At 53.4% G+C, this 21151-nt stretch carries 18 protein-coding genes; 11 read left to right on the top strand and 7 right to left on the bottom strand.

The window, feature by feature from the left end:
- Positions 1–55: 55 nt before the first annotated feature.
- Positions 56–1648 carry a helix-turn-helix domain-containing protein gene (locus tag ACSR9A_RS26600; RefSeq protein ID WP_473760980.1) on the bottom strand — a complete coding sequence of 531 codons (1593 nt, stop codon included), beginning with the start codon at positions 1646–1648 and terminating at the stop codon, positions 56–58.
- Between the two features lie 373 nt (positions 1649–2021).
- Here ACSR9A_RS26600 and ACSR9A_RS26595 point away from each other — a divergent pair, with 373 nt between their 5' ends.
- From ACSR9A_RS26595 to ACSR9A_RS26550, 10 genes are all read left to right on the top strand, one after another.
- A complete protein-coding gene (locus ACSR9A_RS26595; protein ID WP_473760977.1) occupies positions 2022–3050 on the top strand; it encodes an ABC transporter substrate-binding protein in 1029 nt (342 codons plus the stop codon).
- A 103-nt stretch (positions 3051–3153) separates the two neighbouring features.
- Positions 3154–4140, top strand: coding sequence for a FecCD family ABC transporter permease (locus ACSR9A_RS26590; RefSeq protein ID WP_473760974.1), 987 nt, complete (start codon positions 3154–3156; stop codon positions 4138–4140).
- On the top strand, positions 4140–5150 hold the full coding sequence (locus tag ACSR9A_RS26585; protein ID WP_473760971.1) for a FecCD family ABC transporter permease: 1011 nt from the start codon (positions 4140–4142) through the stop codon (positions 5148–5150). The genes ACSR9A_RS26590 and ACSR9A_RS26585 overlap by 1 nt, the downstream gene beginning before the upstream one ends.
- A 23-nt stretch (positions 5151–5173) precedes the next feature.
- On the top strand, positions 5174–5755 hold the full coding sequence (locus ACSR9A_RS26580; protein ID WP_473760968.1) for a nitroreductase family protein: 582 nt from the start codon (positions 5174–5176) through the stop codon (positions 5753–5755).
- A 228-nt stretch (positions 5756–5983) separates the two neighbouring features.
- The gene (locus ACSR9A_RS26575; protein WP_473760966.1) at positions 5984–7336 is read left to right on the top strand and encodes an LLM class flavin-dependent oxidoreductase; all 1353 of its coding nucleotides are present in this window, start codon (positions 5984–5986) and stop codon (positions 7334–7336) included.
- Between the two features lie 25 nt (positions 7337–7361).
- Complete coding sequence (locus tag ACSR9A_RS26570) at positions 7362–8717, top strand: LLM class flavin-dependent oxidoreductase (protein ID WP_473760964.1); 1356 nt, start codon at positions 7362–7364, stop codon at positions 8715–8717.
- A 43-nt stretch (positions 8718–8760) separates the two neighbouring features.
- Positions 8761–10104 carry an LLM class flavin-dependent oxidoreductase gene (locus ACSR9A_RS26565; protein WP_473760961.1) on the top strand — a complete coding sequence of 448 codons (1344 nt, stop codon included), beginning with the start codon at positions 8761–8763 and terminating at the stop codon, positions 10102–10104.
- A complete protein-coding gene (locus ACSR9A_RS26560) occupies positions 10101–11261 on the top strand; it encodes an LLM class flavin-dependent oxidoreductase (RefSeq protein WP_473760959.1) in 1161 nt (386 codons plus the stop codon). The genes ACSR9A_RS26565 and ACSR9A_RS26560 overlap by 4 nt, the downstream gene beginning before the upstream one ends.
- Before the next feature lie 15 nt (positions 11262–11276).
- On the top strand, positions 11277–12560 hold the full coding sequence (locus ACSR9A_RS26555; RefSeq protein ID WP_473761264.1) for an LLM class flavin-dependent oxidoreductase: 1284 nt from the start codon (positions 11277–11279) through the stop codon (positions 12558–12560).
- A 27-nt stretch (positions 12561–12587) separates the two neighbouring features.
- Positions 12588–12977, top strand: coding sequence for a helix-turn-helix domain-containing protein (locus tag ACSR9A_RS26550; RefSeq protein WP_473760957.1), 390 nt, complete (start codon positions 12588–12590; stop codon positions 12975–12977).
- Positions 12978–13045: 68 nt separating this feature from the next.
- Here ACSR9A_RS26550 and ACSR9A_RS26545 read toward each other — a convergent pair whose 3' ends face one another.
- The 5 genes from ACSR9A_RS26545 to ACSR9A_RS26525 form a co-directional block, all read right to left on the bottom strand.
- Positions 13046–13843 (bottom strand): NAD kinase, encoded by a 798-nt coding sequence (locus ACSR9A_RS26545; protein WP_473760956.1) that lies wholly within the window; start codon positions 13841–13843, stop codon positions 13046–13048.
- 107 nt (positions 13844–13950) lie between these two features.
- Complete coding sequence (locus tag ACSR9A_RS26540) at positions 13951–15177, bottom strand: nucleoside recognition domain-containing protein (protein ID WP_473760955.1); 1227 nt, start codon at positions 15175–15177, stop codon at positions 13951–13953.
- Positions 15178–15601: 424 nt separating this feature from the next.
- A complete protein-coding gene (locus ACSR9A_RS26535; protein WP_473760953.1) occupies positions 15602–16726 on the bottom strand; it encodes a glycoside hydrolase family 88/105 protein in 1125 nt (374 codons plus the stop codon).
- 28 nt (positions 16727–16754) lie between these two features.
- Positions 16755–17789, bottom strand: a complete 1035-nt coding sequence (locus tag ACSR9A_RS26530) for a dienelactone hydrolase family protein (protein WP_473760950.1) — start codon at positions 17787–17789, stop codon at positions 16755–16757.
- 33 nt (positions 17790–17822) lie between these two features.
- The gene (locus tag ACSR9A_RS26525; RefSeq protein WP_473760948.1) at positions 17823–18713 is read right to left on the bottom strand and encodes a pectinesterase family protein; all 891 of its coding nucleotides are present in this window, start codon (positions 18711–18713) and stop codon (positions 17823–17825) included.
- Between the two features lie 85 nt (positions 18714–18798).
- Here ACSR9A_RS26525 and ACSR9A_RS26520 point away from each other — a divergent pair, with 85 nt between their 5' ends.
- Positions 18799–19674 carry a helix-turn-helix transcriptional regulator gene (locus tag ACSR9A_RS26520; protein WP_473760946.1) on the top strand — a complete coding sequence of 292 codons (876 nt, stop codon included), beginning with the start codon at positions 18799–18801 and terminating at the stop codon, positions 19672–19674.
- Between the two features lie 44 nt (positions 19675–19718).
- Here ACSR9A_RS26520 and ACSR9A_RS26515 read toward each other — a convergent pair whose 3' ends face one another.
- The gene (locus ACSR9A_RS26515; RefSeq protein WP_473760944.1) at positions 19719–21140 is read right to left on the bottom strand and encodes a glycoside hydrolase family 28 protein; all 1422 of its coding nucleotides are present in this window, start codon (positions 21138–21140) and stop codon (positions 19719–19721) included.
- Between the last annotated feature and the right edge of the window lie 11 nt (positions 21141–21151).

Raw genomic sequence — 21151 nt, 5'->3', positions numbered from 1 at the left:
TGAAACGCGCCGCGCCGCCAAAGGACGGCGATAGCCGTTTCACCTTGTTAAAAAACTAGGCATGATGCTGTCCATCCGTATAGAGGAGCAGCGAATCCATAATCGTTTTGCGGCCAATCGGCGTCCAGCACATGGCATACCAATTTGGGATGAAGCGTACACGGCCGCTCTGGACAGCCTCATGCTTTTTCCAGAAGGGGCTGCTTTGCATTCGCTGCAAAATTTGGTCGCTGCTCGGTCCATGATGAAGCTTCTGAACGAACAAATAATCCGATTGAATGGACAGGCGGCTAAGCTGCTCCGGCTGCATTTCGACCTTGTGGTCAATGGCTGGAGAAGAGCTACCCGCCGTTAGTCCGAGCTCGGTGAACAGCAGCTCGTTGAGCGGATGGTCCGGCGCTCCCTGAATGCGGACGGCGTTGTGCGTAACCCGCATTAACGTCAGGCTCCCGCTGCCGACGGAGCGGCCGAGCTGCTTGCGGGCGTCGTCGGTTTGCTGCGCCAGCTCGCTGAGCATCGTCTGCTCGGTTCGCTCGCAGCCGATCATCTCCGCAATTTTGTGCAAGGCGATACGCCAGTCGGCATGATGCTCCAGACAAGCGGTGGAGGCAATTTGTTTAAGCGGCTCCTCGTAGTTATGATGATAGCGATCGATGAGAATCAAGTCCGGTTTAAGCAGCATCAGCGTCTGCATATGACCGGTCACTTTGCGCAGATGCTCGGCTTCTCCCATGCCGGGATAACGGAAGCAGTTCATGCTGGCTATCGGAAAAATGCCGAGCGAGCGCAAGCTGTCGTCAAAGCTGGAGCAGGCGACGACAGCGATTTTTAATTGATGACGCTTCATATAGAGATTGGGAGAAATACCAACCGCTGCTTTAAATACCCGGCTGAAATAAAATTCGCTGCCAAAGCCAATCCGCTCGGAGACACCTCGGACAGACGCCCCATTCAGCGAGAGCTGGGCCTTCGCCTCCTTGACCCGAAGCTCTGCTAAATATTCAAAGGGAGTGACGCCCATTACCTTCTTAAACTTGCGCGAGTAGGAGGTTGGCGTCAGCATGGCGACACTGGCAAGCTGCTCCAGATTGATTTTTTCATGCAGATGTTTATGAAGGTAGTTGATGCTATCCTGCATGCCCTTCTCAGATGTTGGAATGCGATTAAGCTCCAGCAGCTCTAGCAGGACTGTGCTGTAAAGCTCCTGAAATTGCAGTTGAATCATCAGCTCGCGTTCAGGCTTGCTTTCGAACTTATCGGATTGTGAGGCTGTCTCATATAGGCGTGCGATGCGTTCGGAGATTTGCTGCTGGCTGTGCAGCTTGATGCCGCTGCCAAACAGCTCAGCTGGCAGCTCGGGAAGCTGTACCTTCCGGCTTTCACGCTGTTTGGCGATACCAACGGCATCCAGCATCAGCACATAATATTCAAAGTCTCCGCGACCTGCTTGGAAGCGTATGGACATGCCGGGAAGCAGCAGAAGCGGCTCAAGCGCTTCGAGCTTTCGCTCATAGCCGTTCATAGATAGGAGTCCGGAGCCTCGGGTAAGAAAGATGAGCATCGGAGCGGGTGCCGTCCGCTGAATAGAAGTGTGAGCTGGTTTGCTGTATTTGTGAATGGAAGATAAAAAAACCATTGTACGTTTCATTTTGGCGTCTCCAGTCTATTAGTCTGGTAAGAGGCATCGGTTGCTGCAAGGTGAAACGGCTGTCGCTGTCCTTTGGCGGCGCGGCGCGTTTCAGTCCGAGAAATATAAGCCCGTTATAAGAGTGAAACTTATAAATGCTTATATTTAAAAATAAGAAAAATGGGATCCTGTATATTGTAAATGAAAATCATTATCATAGTCAATTATGAAAATAGGTTATTGTCAACTATGGGGTAGATGATAAAATCTTATATGGAATCGGACAAAAAGATCAATGTACAAAAAGCGCCAAACGTTTTATGATTCTCGTTGAGAATAGTTCTCATAAAAATGGTCGTTAAAGGCCAAAGATACATACAGGGAGGGTTTTTCAATGTTATTCAAGTTACAAATCAATGGGCAGGCGCGTGCGGTACTGGTGCTGCTGCTGATGCTCGTCGTATCAGGCTGCGGAGCTGCGGCAAATGGAACTGGCGGTGCATCGCCTGGGCAAAGCAGTGCTAGTCCAGCTGAGGGAGAAAGCGCCCAGCCAACCGCTGAAGCAAACGCTGCTGAATCGACAGAAAATCGTACTTTCAAGCATGTGATGGGAGAAACAGTCGTTCCGCCTAATCCGCAGAAAGTGGTTGTATTGGATAATGGGGCACTTGATAATATACTTGCACTTGGCGTGAAGCCGGTTGGCGCGCCATCGATCATTTCGGTGGATGATGGCTTCGCCACTTATTTGACAGGAACAGATGGCATTACGAATATCGGAACAGTGGAGCAGCCGAGCTTGGAGACGATTGCCTCGTTGAAGCCAGATGTCATTATCGGCATCAAGGATACCCATGAGGCTATCTATGAACAGCTTTCACAAATTGCGCCAACTGTATTTACTGAGGTAGGCGGCGCACAATGGGAGGCGAATCTGGCTGTGCACGCAGCTATTGTTGGCAAAGAAGCAGAGGGCAAGAAGCTGATTGAGCAATTTGATGCGCGCATTACAGATCTTCATGCGAAGCTGGGCGAAAGCTTGAATACGACGGAGGTTTCGCTGCTTCGTCCAAGGAAGGACCGCGTTTCCGTTTACTTGAAGCCTTCGTTCACTGGCGGTGTAGTAGAGCGTGCAGGCATTAAGCGCCCAGCTGTACAAAGCGGCGATGACGATTTTAACTTTAATGCGACAGAGGAACAAATTGCCGATCTGGACGGCGATGTCATTATTTTGTTCGGACGCGAGAGCGAGCAGGAATATTTTGAGCAAAAAATTAAAAGCAATCCGCTATGGAATACGCTCAAAGGCGTGCAAAATGATCGCGTCTACGTAGCAAGCTGGGAAGTTTGGCTCAGCGGGCATGGCATACAGGCCGTCAATCTTATGATTGACGATTTGGCTAAGTTCCTGGTCAAAGCGTAATCAGCGCTTGCGTTCAAGGGATTGGAAGCGTGGTGAGTAGGCAGAGTGTCCCTGCTGCGGCAGAGCTGGCGCTCTGCCGCCACGCTTTTAGGGAGGAACGGATTTGAATATTCGGCTTATGGGCATTGTGCTCGGTATTGTATTTGTCATCCTTGGCCTTGCAGCCAGCATCGCTGTAGGAAAATCAATGGTTCCGCTTCATACGGTCATCGATGCGTTTACCTCATTTGACGGCTCAAGGGAGCATCTGATCGTTCGCACGGTCCGGGTGCCGCGTGCGCTAATGGCAATGATGGTCGGAGCATCGCTCGGGATGGCGGGAAGCATTATGCAGGCGATTAGCCGTAATCCGCTGGCGGGCCCCGAGATGCTCGGAAGCAACTATGGGGCGGCGCTGCTGCTCGTCATTTCCATGTTTGTATTTGGATTTACGTCTTCGCTTGTCCATATGTGGGCGGCACTGCTCGGAGCTGGGCTTGCCTGTCTCGTAGTATTTATGCTTGGCTCGCTGGGCCGGGGAGGCCTTACGTCCATTAAGCTGATTTTGGCGGGCGCCACAATCAATATGCTGCTTGCCTCCATGGTGCAGGGCATTCTTATTTTCAGCGAGGAGTCGCTGGATGAAATGCGCTTCTGGATGGCGGGTTCATTAACCGGCGGCAGTATGGAAATGTTCGTGCGCGTGCTGCCATACATGCTGGTCGGGATCACGGGCGCTCTGGTGCTCAGCCGGCAAATTAATTTGCTTAGTCTCGGCGATGAGGTTGCTCAGGGGCTGGGGCTGAAAATCGGCCTAATGAAGACGGCGGCGCTGTTCATCGTCATGTTCCTTATGGGAGGCTCTGTCGCTATTGCCGGGCCAATCGGCTTCATTGGTCTTGCGGTTCCGCATATCGTCAGATTTATGGTCGGACTGGATTATCGCTGGATTATTCCTTATTCTGCACTGTTTGGAGCGGGGTTGCTGCTGCTGGCGGATATCGCCGCTCGCTTTATTTTTCCCTATCAGGAGCTTCCGGCAGGTGTAGTGACGGCGATGGCAGGCGCTCCCTTCCTCATTTATTTGGCTCAAAGGAGGGAGAAGCGATAATGTCCCGTTTCACTTTATCCGCCTCCGCCCCTTTGTGGCCCGTCATAGTTGTCCTGATTGCCGCCAATTTTATCGTTCTCTCCATGAGCATTATGATCGGAGAATATCCTGTACCGCTGTCACAAGCGTGGAAAACGGTCATAGGCATCGGCGAGCCTGAATATGAGTTTGTCGTCAATCAGCTGCGCTTTCCAAGGTCGCTGGTAGCCTTTTTAGTCGGCTGCGGGCTGGCGCTGTCAGGTGCCATTTTACAAGGGATTACCCGCAATCCGCTGGCTGCCCCAGGTGTTATTGGCATTAACGGAGGTGCTGCCTTAATGGCGGTTACCGCCATTATTGCCCTGCCATCGGTGCCGATTGCGCTGCTGCCTTTTATTGCGTTTAGCGGGGCGCTTGGAGCGGCTGCGCTTACGTATTTTCTTGCTTGGCGACGTGGAGCTGCACCTATGCGGCTGCTGCTTGTCGGCGTAGGGGTGGGCGCGGCCTCACACGCATATATTACCTTTTGGATGACGACGCGTCACGTTCAGAACATTAAGCAGGCGATGATCTGGCTGATGGGAAGTACATATGGAAGAACGTGGGATCATTTTTGGCCGCTGCTTCCGTGGCTGCTCATTTTGTTTCCGGCAGCGCTTCTTATGTCGCGGACCTTGGATATTTTGAAGCTTGGCGATGAGCTATCCATCGGGCTTGGCAGCTCGGTTGAGCGTTCACGCGGCCTATTATTGCTCATCAGCGTAAGCTTGGCTGGCGCCTCTGTCGCGATGGCCGGAACCATTGGGTTTATTGGCTTGATGGGACCCCATATTGCGAGGCAATTGGTAGGCCAGACGAGCCGCAGGCTGCTAAGCGTATCGGCTTTAGTTGGTGGCTTGATCGTGATGTCTGCCGACCTGCTGGGACGTGCGCTGCTGCCGCCTATTGAAATCCCTACAGGCATTATAACGACAGCTATTGGAGCGCCCTATTTAATCTATTTGCTGTACCGCAATCGCAATCGTCCATAACTGGACACAAGGAGGAGAAAACGATGCATACGGACAAGTCCGCTCTGCCGAATACGGTATCGCAACTCATAAAGGAAAGGCGTACGGTGAGGGTTTTCAAGGAAGATGTGGTGTCCGTGGAGACATTGACGGAGCTGCTCGATGTAGCGGTCTGGGCCCCTAATCATAATTTGCGCGAGCCTTGGCGTTTTATCGTGTATGAAGGGGAAGGGCGCAAAATTTTCGCAGATGCGGTGCTGTCCACCTTCTCGCCGGAGGAGCTGGCAAAGTATGGCGAGCACCGGATGAAGGAATATATGCATACCCCGCTGCATTTATTGGTCGTGCTCAAGGAGGACCCGCGTCAAAAGCAGTGGGATGAGGATTTTTCGGCCGTATGCTGTCTCATTCAAAATCTTCAGCTTGCCGCCTGGGAGCAGGGAATTGGCATGGTGTGGAAGTCGAATCCTTACATGTATAATCCGAAATTTCGCGATGAGTCTGGGGTAGGGGTACAGCCGGGTGAAAAAATTGTCGCCGTGCTCCATATTGGCTATCCGCGAGTGATTCCCCATGCTGCCCCGCGCACCCCAGCGCGTGAGCTTCTTACAATTGTTAACAAATAATTAACATTAAATTTAGTTTAATTTTCTATAAAATCCGAAGACTCTTGGAATCTAATGATTCTAAGAGTTTTTTAATAATTTTAATATAGAAAAATAGGGCAAAAATGTACATGGATTAACTTTAAGTATTTCGTTAAAATCGTAAATGAAAATCGTTATCAATATTAGAACGCAGAGTCGCCATCCTGTTCCAGGGTGACCCTATATCCTTTTGAGGAGTGGTAGAAGATGAGTTATGGCAAAAAGAAGATGTATTTGAACTTGTTTCTGCGAAATACAGGGCATCACGAAGCGTCATGGCGCCATCCGGGCAGCGACCCGAATGGGGTGACGGATATCGACTATTATATAAAGCTGGCGAAAATTGCCGAAGCGGGTAAGCTGGATTCGCTATTTCTCGCCGATTCCTATGGCCTGCCGCCAACGATGCAGTTTCTGGTGCAGCAGGCGCTGGAGCCGTTCACACTGCTATCGGCACTCGCGATTGCGACAAGCCGCATCGGATTGATCGGGACGGCTTCGACAACCTATAATGAGCCCTTCCATGTGGCCCGCAAATTCAATTCGCTGGATCATATTAGCCGGGGCCGGGCGGGCTTTAACATTGTAACCTCGACGGGCAATGCGACGGCCTTCAACTTTGGCGCGGCTCCGCTGCCGGAGCATACCGACCGTTATGAGCGGGCTGGCGAGTTTATGGAGGTGGCGAAAGGGCTGTGGGACAGCTGGGAAGAGGACGCGGTCGTTGCCGATAAGGCGCAGGGACTTTATGTGGACCCGGATAAGCTGCATGAAATCAACCATGTTGGCCGCCATTTCCATGTAAAGGGGCCGCTGAATTTGCCAAGGTCGCCGCAAGGACATCCCGTGCTGGTACAAGCGGGAGCATCGGATACCGGCAGAGAGTTTGCCTCTCGTATGGCGGAGGCTGTTTTTACCGCGCAAAATACGCTTGAGGATGGACGGAGCTTTTATGCGGATGTGAAAGGACGGATGGCGAAATATGGCCGCTCGCCAGAGCAAATTAAAATTTTGCCGGGCTTTTGTCCGGTCATCGGCGATACATCGGCGGAGGCGAAGGAGAAGGAGCGCGAGCTGAATGAGCTGACCCAGCCGGAATACGGGGTGTACCGTTTATCCAATTTGCTGAAGATGGATTTGCGCGGTTATCCGCTCGATGGTCCGCTGCCTTTCGCAGAGCTGGCGAAAAATCATGAAATCAATTCGCAAAAAGCGCGGCATCAGCTGTATCTGGAGCTGGCGCAGCGGGAAAACCTGACGATCCGGCAGCTTATATTGCGGACAGCAACGTCGCGTGGACATTATTCGATGTCAGGCACGCCGATTGAAATTGCCGATGAGATGGAGCGCTGGATTGTTCAGGGGGCAGCAGATGGCTTTAATTTGATGCCGCCTTACTTCCCGAGCGGACTAGAGGAATTTGTCGATAAGGTCATTCCCGAGCTGCAAAATCGCGATCTGTTCCGCACCGATTATGAAGGCACGACGCTGCGGGAGCATTACGGGCTGGAGCGGCCAGAGCGCTCTTCGTCCAGGCAGTCGGTTATTTCTGCCCAATAAAAGGGCAGTGGAAGGGGAGGAAGGAATGAAGGCGACCGACAGGCAGCTTCACCTGAATGTGTTTCTTATGGGCAATGGCCATCATGAGGCCGCTTGGCGGCTGCCGGGAAGCAGCCCGCAGGATGTTACAAATGCCAGCTATTACGTCAAGCTGCTGCAAACGGCGGAGCGTGGCAAGCTCGATTCCTTATTTTTGGCTGATTCGTATGCGCTGCCCCCGACTATCAGGTACAAGGTGCTGCAAAGCTTGGAGCCGTTTACGCTGCTTTCTGCGCTTGCTATGCTGACTAGTCGGATTGGATTAATCGGTACGGCTTCGACGACTTACAGCCATCCTTATCATGTGGCGCGACAGTTTGCTTCGCTTGATTTTATTAGCGGCGGCCGTGCCGCTTGGAACATTGTGACATCAACCAATGATGCAACTGCCCACAACTTTGCTGATGAGAAGCTTCCGGAGCATGGGGAGCGCTATAAGCGCGCTGCCGAGTTTTTAGAAGTGGTGCAGCGGCTGTGGGACAGCTGGGAGGACGATGCGCTTGTGCAGGATAAGGCGAGCGGCATTTACGCTGATCCTGGCAGCATACACGAGATACGCCATGAAGGCAGCTATTTTTCGGTGCGGGGCGCACTGAATTTGCCGAGACCCCCGCAAGGGCAGCCTGTACGGGTGCAGGCCGGCGCTTCGGAGACGGGCAAGGAATTCGCGGCGCATGCAGCGGAGGTCGTGTTTACGGCGCAAAACAGCTTCGCGGACGGCTGCCTCTTTTATACGGATTTGAAATCGCGAATGAAGAAATATGGAAGGCAGCAGGATGAGCTGAAAATATTGCCGGGCTTTTGCCCGATTATCGGCGATACGGAAGCTGAGGCTAGGGATAGGGAGGCCGCGCTTCATGACCACATCCAATTTGATTACGGTCTGCTGCGTCTCTCTAATTTGTTCAGCACCGACATGACCGGGTTTGAGCTGGATGGACCGGTACCCGTCGATTTTCTGGCGCAGCAAAGCGAAGTGAATGGCCACCGCGGACGCTACCAGCTTTATGTGGAGCTTGCCCGCCGGGAAAAGCTGACGATGCGTCAGCTGATTATCAAAACGGCCGCCTCGCGCGGACATTATTCGATGGTAGGCACGCCAGTGCAAATTGCCGATGAAATGGAAAAATGGTGGCGCGGCGGAGCGGCAGACGGCTTTAATGTCATGCCTCCATACTTGCCGGAGGGGCTGGAGCTGTTCGTGGACAAGGTGGTGCCGGAGCTGCAAAACCGCGGTATTTTTCGCAGTGAATATACAGGAACAACTTTAAGGGAGCATTACGGCCTGCAGCGCCCTGCCAGCATCTATGGGCGGACGGGGCAAATGGCAGCCAAGAGATAACGGCAGTGATGCCCTAACATGCTATGTCGAAAGGAATGAAGGAATGATTTCAGCGAAGCGGAGCATGCATATTAATTTATTTCTGATGAACACCGGGCATCATGAGGCGTCATGGCGCCATCCGGCAACAGATCCCCGCCGCATTACCGATTTGAATTATTATCGTGAGCTTGGACGAATTGCTGAACGGGGAAAGCTGGACTCGTTGTTTCTCGCGGACACCTTAGTGCTGCCTCCGACAGTTGAGCATAAAGTGCTGCATGGGCTGGAGCCGTTCACACTGCTGTCAGCCATTGCCGCCGTTACCGATAAGATTGGGCTGATTGGCACAGCCTCAACCACCTTTAACGATCCCTTCCATATTGCCCGCAAATTTGCCTCGCTGGACTGGATCAGCGCAGGACGGGCTGGCTGGAACATTGTGACAACGGCAAGCGAAAGCGCAGCTTATAACTTTACGGATGCGGCTTTGCCGCCGCATGACAAGCGCTATCGCAAGGCAGGCGAATTCGTAGAGGTAGTGAAGGCGCTGTGGGACAGCTGGGAGGATGATGCGCTTGTTGCCGATAAGGAAAGCGGCTTATACGCCGATATGGCGAAAATCCATCCGCTGAATCATAAGGGCGAGTATTTCGCGGTGAGCGGCCCGCTTAATATGCCGCGCTCCCCTCAAGGCCACCCGCTGCTCGTACAGGCGGGGTCATCCGAGGATGGCAAATCATTCGCCGCAAGGGTGGCGGAAGCGGTATTCACTGCTCAGCCTACCTTCGAGAGTGGACAGGCCTTCTACGCAGACATCAAGTCGCGTATGCAGGAGTTTGGGCGGAGCCCGGACGAGCTATGCATTTTGCCGGGTTTTTTCCCTATTATCGGCGATACGCTAGCTGAGGCGCAGGACAAGCAGCGTGAGCTGGATGAATTGACGATTGTTGCATATGGGCTGAAGCGGCTGTCGACACTGTTCAAGATCGATTTGACGGATTGTCCACTTGATGAGCCAGTACCACTCCATCTGCTGCCGCGTCATGAGGAAATCAACGGCAATCGAGGGCGCTTTGAGCTCGTTGAAGGCATGGCCCGCAAGGAAAAGCTGACGCTCAGGCAGTTGATTATGCGCACCGCAGGATCACGCGGACATGCATCGCTTACGGGTACGCCGCTGCAAATTGCGGACGAGCTGGAGCGGTGGTTTGTCGGCAGGGCGGCGGACGGTTTTAATTTAATGCCTTCGCATATGCCAGATGGGCTGAGCGATTTCGTCGACAAGGTCATTCCCGAGCTGCAAAATAGGGGCTTGTTCCGTACCGAATATACGGGAAATACATTAAGAGAGCATTACGGGTTTAGCCGTCCTGCCAGCAGGCATAAACTGGAGGCTCATATATGATGGGCGGCAGAAGCGAGAATCGCCAGCTGTACATGAGCGTTGCAATAGATGGCCTTGATTACCTGGAGTGCGTGCAGCTGGCGGAAGCGGCAGAGCGTGCTTGTCTGCACGCTATCCTTGTTCCGGACAGCAGCATGAGTCCGAAGCCGCTGGACGCAACGGGACTTATCGGTCAAAGGGGCTCGGCCAATGGTTATGCCGCGTCTTCTGCCGTGCTGGAGCCATTTACTTTGCTGGCCGCCTTGTCGGCTTCGACGAGTACGATTGGCCTCATTGCGGAAATCCATACCGCCTTCCATGAACCTTTTCACGCGGCGCGCAAGCTGGCTGCACTGGATTATATGAGCGGCGGCAGGGCAGGCTGTCTGGTGCTGCCGGGGCAGGAAAATGCCGCTGCTAATTTCGCTCGAACCGATCAGCGGCAAATGCGCCTGCCCTGCTACGAGGCTGCCGCCGCTGCGGAGTTTGGTGAAGCCTTGCGGCAATTGTGGGACAGCTGGGATGACGATGCGCTTATGTATGATAAGCAGGCAGGGCTGCAATTTGATGAAGCGAAGGTGCGCGAGGTCCATTATGCAGGACGCTATTACAGTACGCGTGGTCCGCTGAATATTGCTCGTCCCCCGCAAGGCTACCCGCCACTGGTAGCTCGAATCAGGGAGCAGGCGGACAAGCTTGCTGCAGCCAGCGGGGCAGACGTCATCATTATTGAGGCGCAATCGCTGGAGGAAGCAGCCGAGCTAGGATGCGAGCTGCGAGAGCTGCTGCGCCAGCAGGGAAGGCAGCCGGAGCAATGCCGGATTTTGGCCAGTATGACGCCGGTTGTACAAAGCAGTGCCAACAACCATGCGGAATGCTCGCTGCGAATGGGTGGCGGCTTTGAAGGCGGGGCAATAGAGGTTCAGCATTCCCGTGAGGGAAATGTACAGCAATTAGCGGAATGGATGCGGAAGTGGCAGCTTTCAGGGGCAGTTGACGGTTTTCATATGGAACTGCTGCCGCATGCCGCGCTTGACAGCTTCAGGTATGTTGAAGAACGGCTCATTCCAGAGCTGCAGAAAAGAGGGATATTTCGCCAGGCAGCGATTGATGGCGGGACGCTGCGGGATCAACTGGCGCTTCCAAGGCCGATTAATTCATTTCACGCCATGCGGTAAAGGGGGACGTTGCAACTGAATGAGGACAATCGCAAAATACGCTTAAATGTATTTGTACACGGAACGGGTCATCATGAGGCAGCTTGGCGGCATCCCGGCATGCAGCCGCGCCAGACGCTGGATATCGGCTATTATCGCCATCTTGCGGAGGTGGCCGAGCGCGGAATGATGGATTCTATTTTTGTCAGCGATGCCTATTTTGGAAAAATCAATAAGCTGGAAGCGACTACGCTGCTGGGGGCGCTGGCTGCTGCTACAAGGTATATCGGCCTCATTGCCACGGTTGGTACAACCTACTATGAGCCGTATCATCTCGCCCGGCAAGCGGCAACGCTTGATCATATAAGCGGCGGCAGGGCAGGCTGGAATATTGTGACGGGAAGCGCCGATGAGACGGCCTTTAATTTTGGCCGAGCAGCCCATCCTGAGCATGGACAGCGCTACCAGCTGGCGAAGGAATTTGTTGAGGTTGCGAAGCAGCTGTGGGACGGCTGTGAGGAAGGAATCGCTGTTCATGCCGCTGGCTCTACTAACGGTGTTGGGGCTGCTCGACATTATGCGGTGAAAGGGCCGCTCCATGCTCCTCGTCTGCCCCAGGGTTATCCGGTGCTCGTCCAGGCGGGCTCCTCGGAAAGCGGTAAAGCGATGGGCGCGGAAATGGCCGACGTTATTTTTACAGCCCAGCAAACCTTTGAAGCAGCCCGAACTTTTTATACAGACGTCAAAGGTCGTCTTCCGGCATACGGAAGAAAGGCTGGCGAGCTGTTGATCATGCCCGGGCTATGTCCGATCGTAGCGGATACGCTTGGGGAAGCCCGGGAGCTCGAAGAAGAGCTGAATCAGCTCGTTCATATGGAGGATGCGCTGAGGCGATTATCGCGGCGCTTTGCCGCAGATTTGTCCGCGTACCCGCTCGATGGGCCGGTACCGCTGCATTTGGCAAAATCGTCTGGCGAAATTAATTCGCTGAAAAGCCGCCAATCGCTGCTGCTTGAGCTCATCGAAGAGGAGCAGATGACGATTCGCCAGTTTGTCCATCGTTTTGCGAATGGGCGCGGTCACTATGCTTTTACGGGAACGGCAGTGCAGCTTGCAGATGAAATGGAAAAATGGTTTCACGGCGGAGCGGCGGATGGGTTTAATGTGATGCCGCAAATTTTCCCGAGCGGGCTGGAGGCTTTTGTGGAAAAAGTCATTCCTGAGCTGCAAAATAGAGGGCTGTTTCGAACAGCCTATGAAGGAGCATCATTGCGTGAGCGTTTGGGGCTTAAGGCGCCAGCTCCGCACTGCAAGGTCTAAGGTTAATTAGCCAGAGGAGTGAGCGCTATGGGAGAAACATCGTTGAATGGATCGAAGAGACTGATTGAGAAGACGATACACTACATGCAAACTCATTTTCATGACAAAATCGATATGGTTACGTTATCCTCAATGGCGGGACTGACTACAAGCTCATACTCCCGGCTGTTTAAACAAACGATGAAGGAGCCGCCAATCAAATATTTAACGAGATTGCGCATTGAGCGGGCCAAGCGCCTGCTTTACCATAATGCAGGTCCGGTTAAGGAAGTGTCTGCCGCAGTTGGCTTTGGCGATGAATTTTATTTTAGCCGCATCTTCCACCGTATGGTGGGCATACCGCCATCCCGTTATGGCAAGCAGAAGGAGATGGGCAAGGAAGAAGGCAGCGTGATGAACGAGGAGCTGTTTAAATAAAAATAAAGAAGCTGCCCTGCAGGCTAATCGCCTGAGGGGCAGCTTCTTTATTCGGCGCTTGCTCGGATTTAAACTTCGTGCATATCCACGAAGGCATCGCGGACGCGATTCCAGAACGGGAATGGGCGATAGCGGGCGAAGCTGACCTTGCGGCTGGACACATTGCAGCGTATGGATAAAATGTCGCTGCGCAATATGCTGAGCTGGTCGATGGTCAGCAGCATCCGCTGGTTTTTCTTCGAGATAATGTCGCAGTGGTGATGCTGCGGCAGCAGCAGCGAAGAGCCTAGCGTCCGGAAAACGCGATTGTTAATGGAAGCAATCTCGGCAATTTGTATCGAGGCAATGGACGGATGGACGATAGCGCCCCCGACGCTTTTATTATAGGCGGTACTGCCTGAAGGCGTCGAAATAACGATACCATCGCCACGGAACATTTCGAAGGGCTCATCATTGACATTGATTTGAGCGACGAGCGTGCCGTCTACCCCTTTAAGCGTGAACTCGTTCAGCGCCATATAATGAAATTTTCCCTCGGTCGTCTCGACCTCGATTTCCGCGAGCGGATAGCGGACGATGCTAAGCTCCTTCTCGGCCATTAAAGCGACGAGCTCGGGCAGCTCATTTTTTTGCCAGTCGGCATAAAAGCCCAAATGTCCGGTATGTACCCCTACAAAGGCGACATCCATAATGCGATCAACATATTTGTGAAAAGCCTGCAGCAGCGTGCCGTCTCCACCTATGGATACGACAATTTCAGGCGCGTCGTCATTTCGGTGGAAGCCGCGCTCCGCCGCGAGCGTATGGAACTGTTCCGCCAGTGACTGGGATATGGAATCGCCTCTGTCGATAACGGCATATTTCAAGGAATGCAGCCCCTTTTCAAATCTTCTGGTTACGTTCCCTTAAATGATATCGGAATACAGCCGTAAATTCAATGTGCGCAGCACATTTCATCCGATAAATCTGGGTATTAGGGCCCGAGCCATCCCCATAACGCATAAACGAGCCCAAATGCGATAAAACCGTGCAGCAGCCTTGCGAGCATAAGCGGCTTGTAGCGCATATCGGTTTTGCTGACGAGGCTGGCCACCTGGGCGTGGACGGATAAGCCTCCCCATGACAGCACCCAGGCTGCAATTGCCGTTTGATGCAGCAGGCCTGTGCCAGCTTCACCTGCGGCGCGGGCGCCGAGCGTTACTTCGAACAGGCCGAAGATGGCGGCATCAGCGAGGGCGGGCGGAAGCCCAACAAGCTCGAACAGCTGCCGCAGCATGTCAGCAAGCACGGTAATCAGGCCAGCTGATGTCAGCATCTCCATAATGACGGAGAAAAAAACAACGAGGCCGCCGACGACGATCATTAGCCGCAGCGCGGATTGAATCGCCTCCTGCAGCAGCTGGCCGAGGCCTCGTCCGTCGAGCAGGCGTGCCTCATGCATCGCCTTCAGCGCTTCCGCAAGGCGAGAACGGCGCAGTGAGCGTGGGTGCTGCAAGTGCTGTGAGTGCTGTGAGTGTTGTGAGTATTGTGAGTATTGTGAGTGCTGTGAGTGTTGTGAGTATTGTGAGTGCTGTGAGTGCTGCGAAGATGTTGTCGTATGCAGCGGCTGATGGCCTGCCGAGCCGGGCTTTGTGCTGGAATCGGACAGGCTGCTGCTGCGCCGTGCTTCGGTAATCGGCGCATGCGGGTCGTGGAAGCGCATGAGCAGGCCGATGATGAGCGCGCCGCCATAATGAGCGGCGGCTAGCACAGGCGCCAAAGCAACATTGTGGAAGAAGCCGACGGATACGGCACCGATTAGGAAGATGGGATCGGATGTCGTCGTAAAGGCGACAAGCCGTTCTCCCTCTGTACGGTTGATGAGCTGCTGCTCATAGAGCTTGGCTGTCAGTCTGGCTCCAACCGGGTAGCCGGATATATAGCCCATTGCCACAACGAAGCTGCCAATACCCGGAAGCTTGAACAGCGGGCGCATGAGCGGGTCCAGCAGCTTGCCGAAAAAATGGACGATGCCAAAGCCAAGCAGCAGCTCGGAAATGACGAAGAAGGGGAAAAGGGCAGGAAACAGCACCTGCCACCATATCGATAAGCCTCGCAGGGCAGATTCCAGCGCTTCATTTGGAAATACGGCCATTAACAGGGTAAGGAACACAGCGGCTAATCCTGTTAAGGCAGCGGGATGCGAGAGCGTGCGCAGCATGGTCAAGTCCTCCCCTCAAAATGGCGCTTCACAGTCAAAGGGACTTGTCCCGGTAAATAGGCAAGTAGCCCGTAGGCCCGGCAGAAGTCCTTTTATCATCTTTATGCAGAAACTAGGACATCCATCACTTGCAAAGGAGGAAAAGCCTATAAAAATATTTTTAGTCCCAGAAAGAAAACGCTTGCAAAAAGGGTAGACGCGGGATTATTTTATGGTACAATGGAATTACCTTTGAATGCTTGGAGTGATGAGAATGAGTATAATCGCTGGCATCCTCGTCTGTGCTTTCGTCTATGTAATTAGGGAATCGCTTACAGCACCAGGAGAAGAGGACTACGAAGGCTACCACTAAAATAAACCTTATACTTTCACAAAGCCCGCATATGGATATGCGGGCCTTTTTTCATATAACGGTTTATAATGCTTACGCCAAATAACGTTCAACTTCAAGCGAAGCAAGCAGTAAGGGACCTATGCCCATATAATGGTCAGAAACGACCGCCTCGGAAATATAGTACTCGAAGGAGCCATTGCGATCCTTGCTGAGTCCCGCGCCATGGCAAATTTGGTGAAGGTGGACACCTTGGCTATCCTCTGTGACCAAATGGCGAATAATGCCTTCATACCCTTTCAGCATGGCACCACGCAAGCCGGGCTCCAGATAGCGAAGACGCAAGCCTTTAGCCATTGCGTAGACGAACATGATTGAACCTGACGCCTCCAAATAATTGCCTCTCCGCTTTCCTTGATCTAGCACTTGATACCATAAGCCGCTGTCTTTATCCTGTACGTCAACTAGCGCAAGGCACATCCGCTGAAAAATGCCGATAATCGTACCGCGTTTCGGGTGATCAATCGGGAAATGCTCCAGACAATCGACCAATGCCATGGCATACCAGCCCATCGCCCGGCTCCAAAAATGTGAAGACAGGCCTGTATTCGAATCCGCCCATTCCTGCTCCCCAGATTCATCCCAGCCATGATAGAGCAGCCCGGTGCGCTTGTCGCGGGTTTTGCGCTCGACAAGCAGCAGTTGATGTGCAACCTCATTCAGCAGCTCCGGACGGTCAAATACTTTCGCATATTCCGCCAGAAACGGGGAGGCCATATACAGCCCATCGAGCCACATTTGGAAGGGGTAAACCTTTTTATGCCAGAAGCCGCCCTCGGAGGTGCGGGGCTGGCTAATCAATTGGGAAGCCAATGTATCGGCGGCCTTCGAATAGCGTTTTTCACCCGTGCTCTCATATTGAAAAAATAAGTTTTTACCCTGGTTGATCTGATCCAGGTTGTATTCCTCCAGCGTATAGGTGCCAATCGTTCCGTCTGCTGCGATGTAGTGGTCCATATGAAGCTGCATGAAATGATAGTACCTTTTTTCGTCCAGTTGAATGCCCGCACGGGCCATCGCCATCAGCAGCATGCCCGGTACATAGGCCCAGCGCTCCAGTGGATAATGGTGAAAGCCGTCTGAGCCGCATTGGCTCATTAGGGTATCAGCTATCTTGCCCGCCCATCCTGTCAGACTAACCTGTTGTTGTTCCGTCATCGTTACGATCCCCTCCTGTATGTGTCGTTCACACCAGCAGCTGTTTTCGCAGCCAGGCGTAAGCAGCTGTTCCGTGGATTTCATGTCCGCCATCAAAAAAGACAGCTTGCACAGCATCTGGCGCTCCAGCTGTGCTGTAAATGCTGCGCAGCTCCGCATATGCCTGACGTGCAGGCTCACGCGGGAATAAGTGGTCAACCGCCCCTGATTCCAAAAACAGCCCGCGCGGCGCAATCAGCCCGAGCAGCTCAGGCATTTCCGCCTCCAGCAGGACGCCCGGAATATAATTGTCCAAGCAGTGATTGCGGGTCAAAATGCTGCTTTCAAACAGGTTGGCATAACCGCTGACCACCGCGCAGCGGATTCTGTCGTCCATAGCAGCCGTAAAGCCTGCAACGAGCCCGCCGCCGGAAATGCCCATGATGGCAATATTATTGGAATCCACATCGGCCCGTTGCTGAAAATAATCAATGACCCTGGAAGTTTCATGGACGCGCAAGCCTGCAAGCGTGCGGCCCGTCAACAGCAAATGCGTGGCTAGCAGGAAGCAGGAGTTTTTTGCAGGTGAATCCGCAGCCTTGTCCTCATCCAGTCTACGGTCACCGAAGCCAATGAGCTCAGGAGCTGCGACCACGTAACCTTCCTTTACAAGCGCGATGGCAAAATCCTTATGCAAGCCCGGATCGTCAGTGCGATCCGAGCCGTCCGGATCAAGCCCGACGATTTCCCGGCTCCCGTAGCCGTGGCCATGGCAGGCAATGACAGCTGGGGCGGGAAAAGTGGCAGGGCTATCCGGCAGCAGCACATACATGGCCATCCGCAGTCCGTCTACCGTGGCGATTTCCACACGTTCCCGTACATAACCGTCACATGGTGTTCTTTCCGTCAGGCGCGGCTCCAGAAGCTGCTCGCTGCTTGCGGCATAATGACCGAGCAGCCGCCCAAACGCCTTCTTAACACTTTCCCGGCGCTCCTTAGGATTTGCGCCAGCGCTGACGGAATGTCGATCTATCGCTGCATGCTGAACGAGCGTTTGCAAATAATGCTCAAGCTTTATGGACATGCCGTTCCCCTCCCTATTTAGCAGTCTTATTGATTAGTAGCCTTCGGGATGCCAGCCCTCGAAGATGGCGATAATGCGATAGTTGGCCGCTTCGTCTGCCCCAAGCTGCCTTGACCAAGAAACGCGCGCTTCCGAAGCTGCTCCCGCTCCGAAGCTGCCAAACTCCTCATATCGGCTTGTCGCTTCGCGATCCGGCTGCCCCCAGTTATGCCAGCCTTCAGGTGTAATCGAGCCATCAATCGATGTGCGGATGAATGCAACATGGGCATAGGGCCGCCAAGGTCTGCCTAAATAAACGTCCACAACATCTTTGGCTCCGGTAATTTTGCAATCGAGGAATACATAGCCGAACGCGGCATCCTCGGGTGTCGAGGCGGCTGTAATATAGCCTCGGGAGCGTTTGTTATGCAAGTGGCAGCTCTCAAACACAGCCGTCGCTGCTCCGAAAATATAATCGACATCGCCCTCAATGTAGCATTCGCTATAATATTGTTTGCCTTTGCCCGTATACAGCGTGTCCTGATCACCCAGCAGCCTGACACGGCGGAATACAGCTCGATCCGCATCGACGAACGCGGCTACGGCCTGGCCTGTGCCGGGTCCGGAGGCGTTGCGAATGGTTACATTCTCCGCTGTGAATGCTTCTGCTAATACATTTAGCGTGCCTGAACGAAACGTTCCGAGCGGCTCTCCTTCCGGCCCTAGCGTATGGGCATTGTCTGACCAAGTCAGGATGGTTTTATCGCTGTCCTCGCCGAGCAGCAAAATAGGCGGGGCAGAGGCGGGAATCGTGACCTTCTCCTCATAGATTCCCGGACGGATGCGAATCGTGACCGTTTCGGCAAATCCCACTGGAATAGAGTCAATGGCCGCCTGCAAGCGGCTGTAATCAGCAATGCCTTCTTTGGATACGGTAATCAGCATAGCGAGCGCTCCTTTCAAATAAGCGAGGTTTTATCTATAATGGGAGTTATTATTGCGAACCTTGCATCCATACGGAGGAATGCCCATGACCGCGTCCGATAGCCTTAATCCAAAATACCATATGGAAGACGGCAAACTGAGCATTCAGCATATGAAGCGCAAAGGCGCCACCGCGATGCCCCGTCCACACAGCCATGCATCGGTCGAGCTGTATTATCTGCTGGATGGCGAGCGTGTCTATTTTGTAGACGGGCAGGTGGTTACCGTGCACAAAGGCGAGCTTATTATGATTGCCGGGCATGAAATTCATGCAACAGCCAGCTCCGAGGTTGCGGAATTCGAGCGAATACTCATTAACTATGAACCGGTCATTTTGCCGCAAGCTTTGCAAAGGCTTGAGCTGCTGCTTCATGGACGGAGGTTTCGCGTATTTCCGCTTTCGCTGCGCGAGCAGGGGGAGACGGAACGCCTCCTTAACAAAATGCTGGATGAAAGCCGGCAGGAAAAGCCTTATTACGAATCCTTTTGCCTATCCTTGCTGGCGGAGCTCATCATTTTGCTAGGCCGCTTCGAGACTACGGCAAGCCGCTCAAATCCTTCTCGTTACTCGCTGCATAATAAGGTGTCTGAAATCGCCACTTACGTGCGGGAGCATTATCGTGAAGCTGTGACACTGGAGGGTACGGCAAAGCATTTTTATTTGAGCAGCTCCTATCTCAGCCGAATATTTCATAGGCTTACGGGCTTTCGCTTTCGGGAATATATCATTCACATCCGGGTTCTGGAGGCGCAGCGGCTGCTTGCGGGCTCCCGCCAGAAAATTCAGGAAATCGCTTTAGCTGTAGGCTTCGAGCATTTATCCCATTTCAATAAGACGTTTAAAAAAGCGACTGGGCTCACGCCGATGGAATACCGCAAGCAGGCGAAAAACGGACAGGCTCCACCGCATCAGCCTTTGTAAGAACGGCTTCTTTTGCCATCATTTTTACTGAGCGATACTAAAGGCTATTCAATGATCGAATGATTGCATTGATAAAGCTGAATCTCGGGGAGCGCGGAAGTATGCAGCTTCAGCTTCTCCAGCTTTAATTGATCGGCATAGCGGGCGATCACCCCGTTTACAGCGGTTGCCTCCAGACCCTCAATCGTTAAGCCGCTAAGCGGCAGCTCGGGAAGCCCATTAATGAGCAAGGCTGTTGCAGCTCCGTGGCAGGTCAGCTCGCGCAGTGTAATATTGCGGAAGACGGGCGTCTCCTCTGTTACTTCAAAAAGCTGCTCATCGCAGCCCTCCGAGCCTTCCACCCCGGCATAAAAGAAATGAAAGGAAATAGCCTCGCGCACAATGTCCGTCATTTGAATTCTTTCCATTACAATATCTTCAACGACGCCGCCGCGGCCGCGCACGCTCTTGAAGCGCAGGCCAATATCCGTGCTGATGAACTGGCAGTCAGCTGCATACACGGCTTTGACGCCGCCGGACATTTCGCTTCCGATAACGATGCCTCCATGGCCATGGTAGACTGTGCAATGGCGTATCGTTACGAATTCGCAGGGCAGCGCCCGCCTTCTGGCTTCTTCGCCCTTGCCTGACTTCAAACATATGGCATCGTCGCCAACGTCGAAGGTGCAATGCTCGATGAGCGAGTGGCGGCAGGACTCCAGATCAAGGCCATCTCCATTTTGGGAATACCAAGGGTTGCGTACGTTCAGCCGCAGGATCGTTACCTGCTCACAGTTATATAGGTGCAGGCACCACGCGGGCGAATTTTGAAACGTTGGCCCATCAAGCCGTACTCTGGAGCAGCCGCGCAGACTAAGCAGAGTGGGACGGAGGTAGGCTCTTGCTGGCAAATATGCCTCGCAAGCCATCACACCGCGCTGGTGCAGTCCATGTGCAAGTGCTTCTCCTTCCATCGCTTCAAGCGACGGCCACCAGAGATTGCCTTCTTCATTAACGGCCCCGCCGGATTTCAGACGTTCATTCCACTGATCCTTGGTCATCTTAAAGCGCTTGACCGGACGCCAGCCCTGTCCGCCCCCATCGAAAATGCCTTTACCTGTAATCGCGATGTCCTCCAGACCCACACCCTCAAGCGGTGCTTGGCAGCGAACAGCCGATTCACCCTCAAAATGCGACTCCACCAGCGGATACAGCTCGGCCTTCGGCTCGAACAAAATGAGCGCGCCTTGCTGGGCGTGAAGCTCAATCCGGCTGTGAAGTCGCAGCGATCCGGTCCGCCATATGCCGGATGGAATGATTACCCGGCCACCGCCCGCTGCCGAGCAGGCGTCGATTGCCTGCTGGAACGATGCGGTGCACAGCGACAGGCTGCCCGGCGCAGCCCCATATTCCGTGACGAGGAAGCTGTTGTCTGGAATAACAGGCAATGCTGGAGTGGGATATCGCATTTTTTCCTTAGTATCCATTCGCCAATCCT

The organism is Paenibacillus sp. R-74696, assembly GCF_055814915.1.
Note: the sequence above shows the minus strand (reverse complement) of the source record. Positions and strands in the feature narration are given on the sequence as shown.

Excerpts from the sequence above, each read along its gene's own strand:
- ACSR9A_RS26585 (WP_473760971.1), top strand. The coding sequence starts at position 4,140 with ATGTCCCGTTTCACTTTATCCGCCTCCGCCCCTTTGTGGCCCGTCATA.
- ACSR9A_RS26530 (WP_473760950.1), bottom strand. The coding sequence starts at position 17,789 with ATGTCCATAAAGCTTGAGCATTATTTGCAAACGCTCGTTCAGCATGCA.
- ACSR9A_RS26560 (WP_473760959.1), top strand. The coding sequence starts at position 10,101 with ATGATGGGCGGCAGAAGCGAGAATCGCCAGCTGTACATGAGCGTTGCA.
- ACSR9A_RS26550 (WP_473760957.1), top strand. The coding sequence starts at position 12,588 with ATGGGAGAAACATCGTTGAATGGATCGAAGAGACTGATTGAGAAGACG.
- ACSR9A_RS26595 (WP_473760977.1), top strand. The coding sequence starts at position 2,022 with ATGTTATTCAAGTTACAAATCAATGGGCAGGCGCGTGCGGTACTGGTG.
- ACSR9A_RS26515 (WP_473760944.1), bottom strand. The coding sequence starts at position 21,140 with ATGGATACTAAGGAAAAAATGCGATATCCCACTCCAGCATTGCCTGTT.
- ACSR9A_RS26570 (WP_473760964.1), top strand. The coding sequence starts at position 7,362 with ATGAAGGCGACCGACAGGCAGCTTCACCTGAATGTGTTTCTTATGGGC.
- ACSR9A_RS26565 (WP_473760961.1), top strand. The coding sequence starts at position 8,761 with ATGATTTCAGCGAAGCGGAGCATGCATATTAATTTATTTCTGATGAAC.
- ACSR9A_RS26580 (WP_473760968.1), top strand. The coding sequence starts at position 5,174 with ATGCATACGGACAAGTCCGCTCTGCCGAATACGGTATCGCAACTCATA.
- ACSR9A_RS26520 (WP_473760946.1), top strand. The coding sequence starts at position 18,799 with ATGACCGCGTCCGATAGCCTTAATCCAAAATACCATATGGAAGACGGC.
- ACSR9A_RS26525 (WP_473760948.1), bottom strand. The coding sequence starts at position 18,713 with ATGCTGATTACCGTATCCAAAGAAGGCATTGCTGATTACAGCCGCTTG.
- ACSR9A_RS26575 (WP_473760966.1), top strand. The coding sequence starts at position 5,984 with ATGAGTTATGGCAAAAAGAAGATGTATTTGAACTTGTTTCTGCGAAAT.
- ACSR9A_RS26540 (WP_473760955.1), bottom strand. The coding sequence starts at position 15,177 with ATGCTGCGCACGCTCTCGCATCCCGCTGCCTTAACAGGATTAGCCGCT.
- ACSR9A_RS26600 (WP_473760980.1), bottom strand. The coding sequence starts at position 1,648 with ATGAAACGTACAATGGTTTTTTTATCTTCCATTCACAAATACAGCAAA.
- ACSR9A_RS26535 (WP_473760953.1), bottom strand. The coding sequence starts at position 16,726 with ATGACGGAACAACAACAGGTTAGTCTGACAGGATGGGCGGGCAAGATA.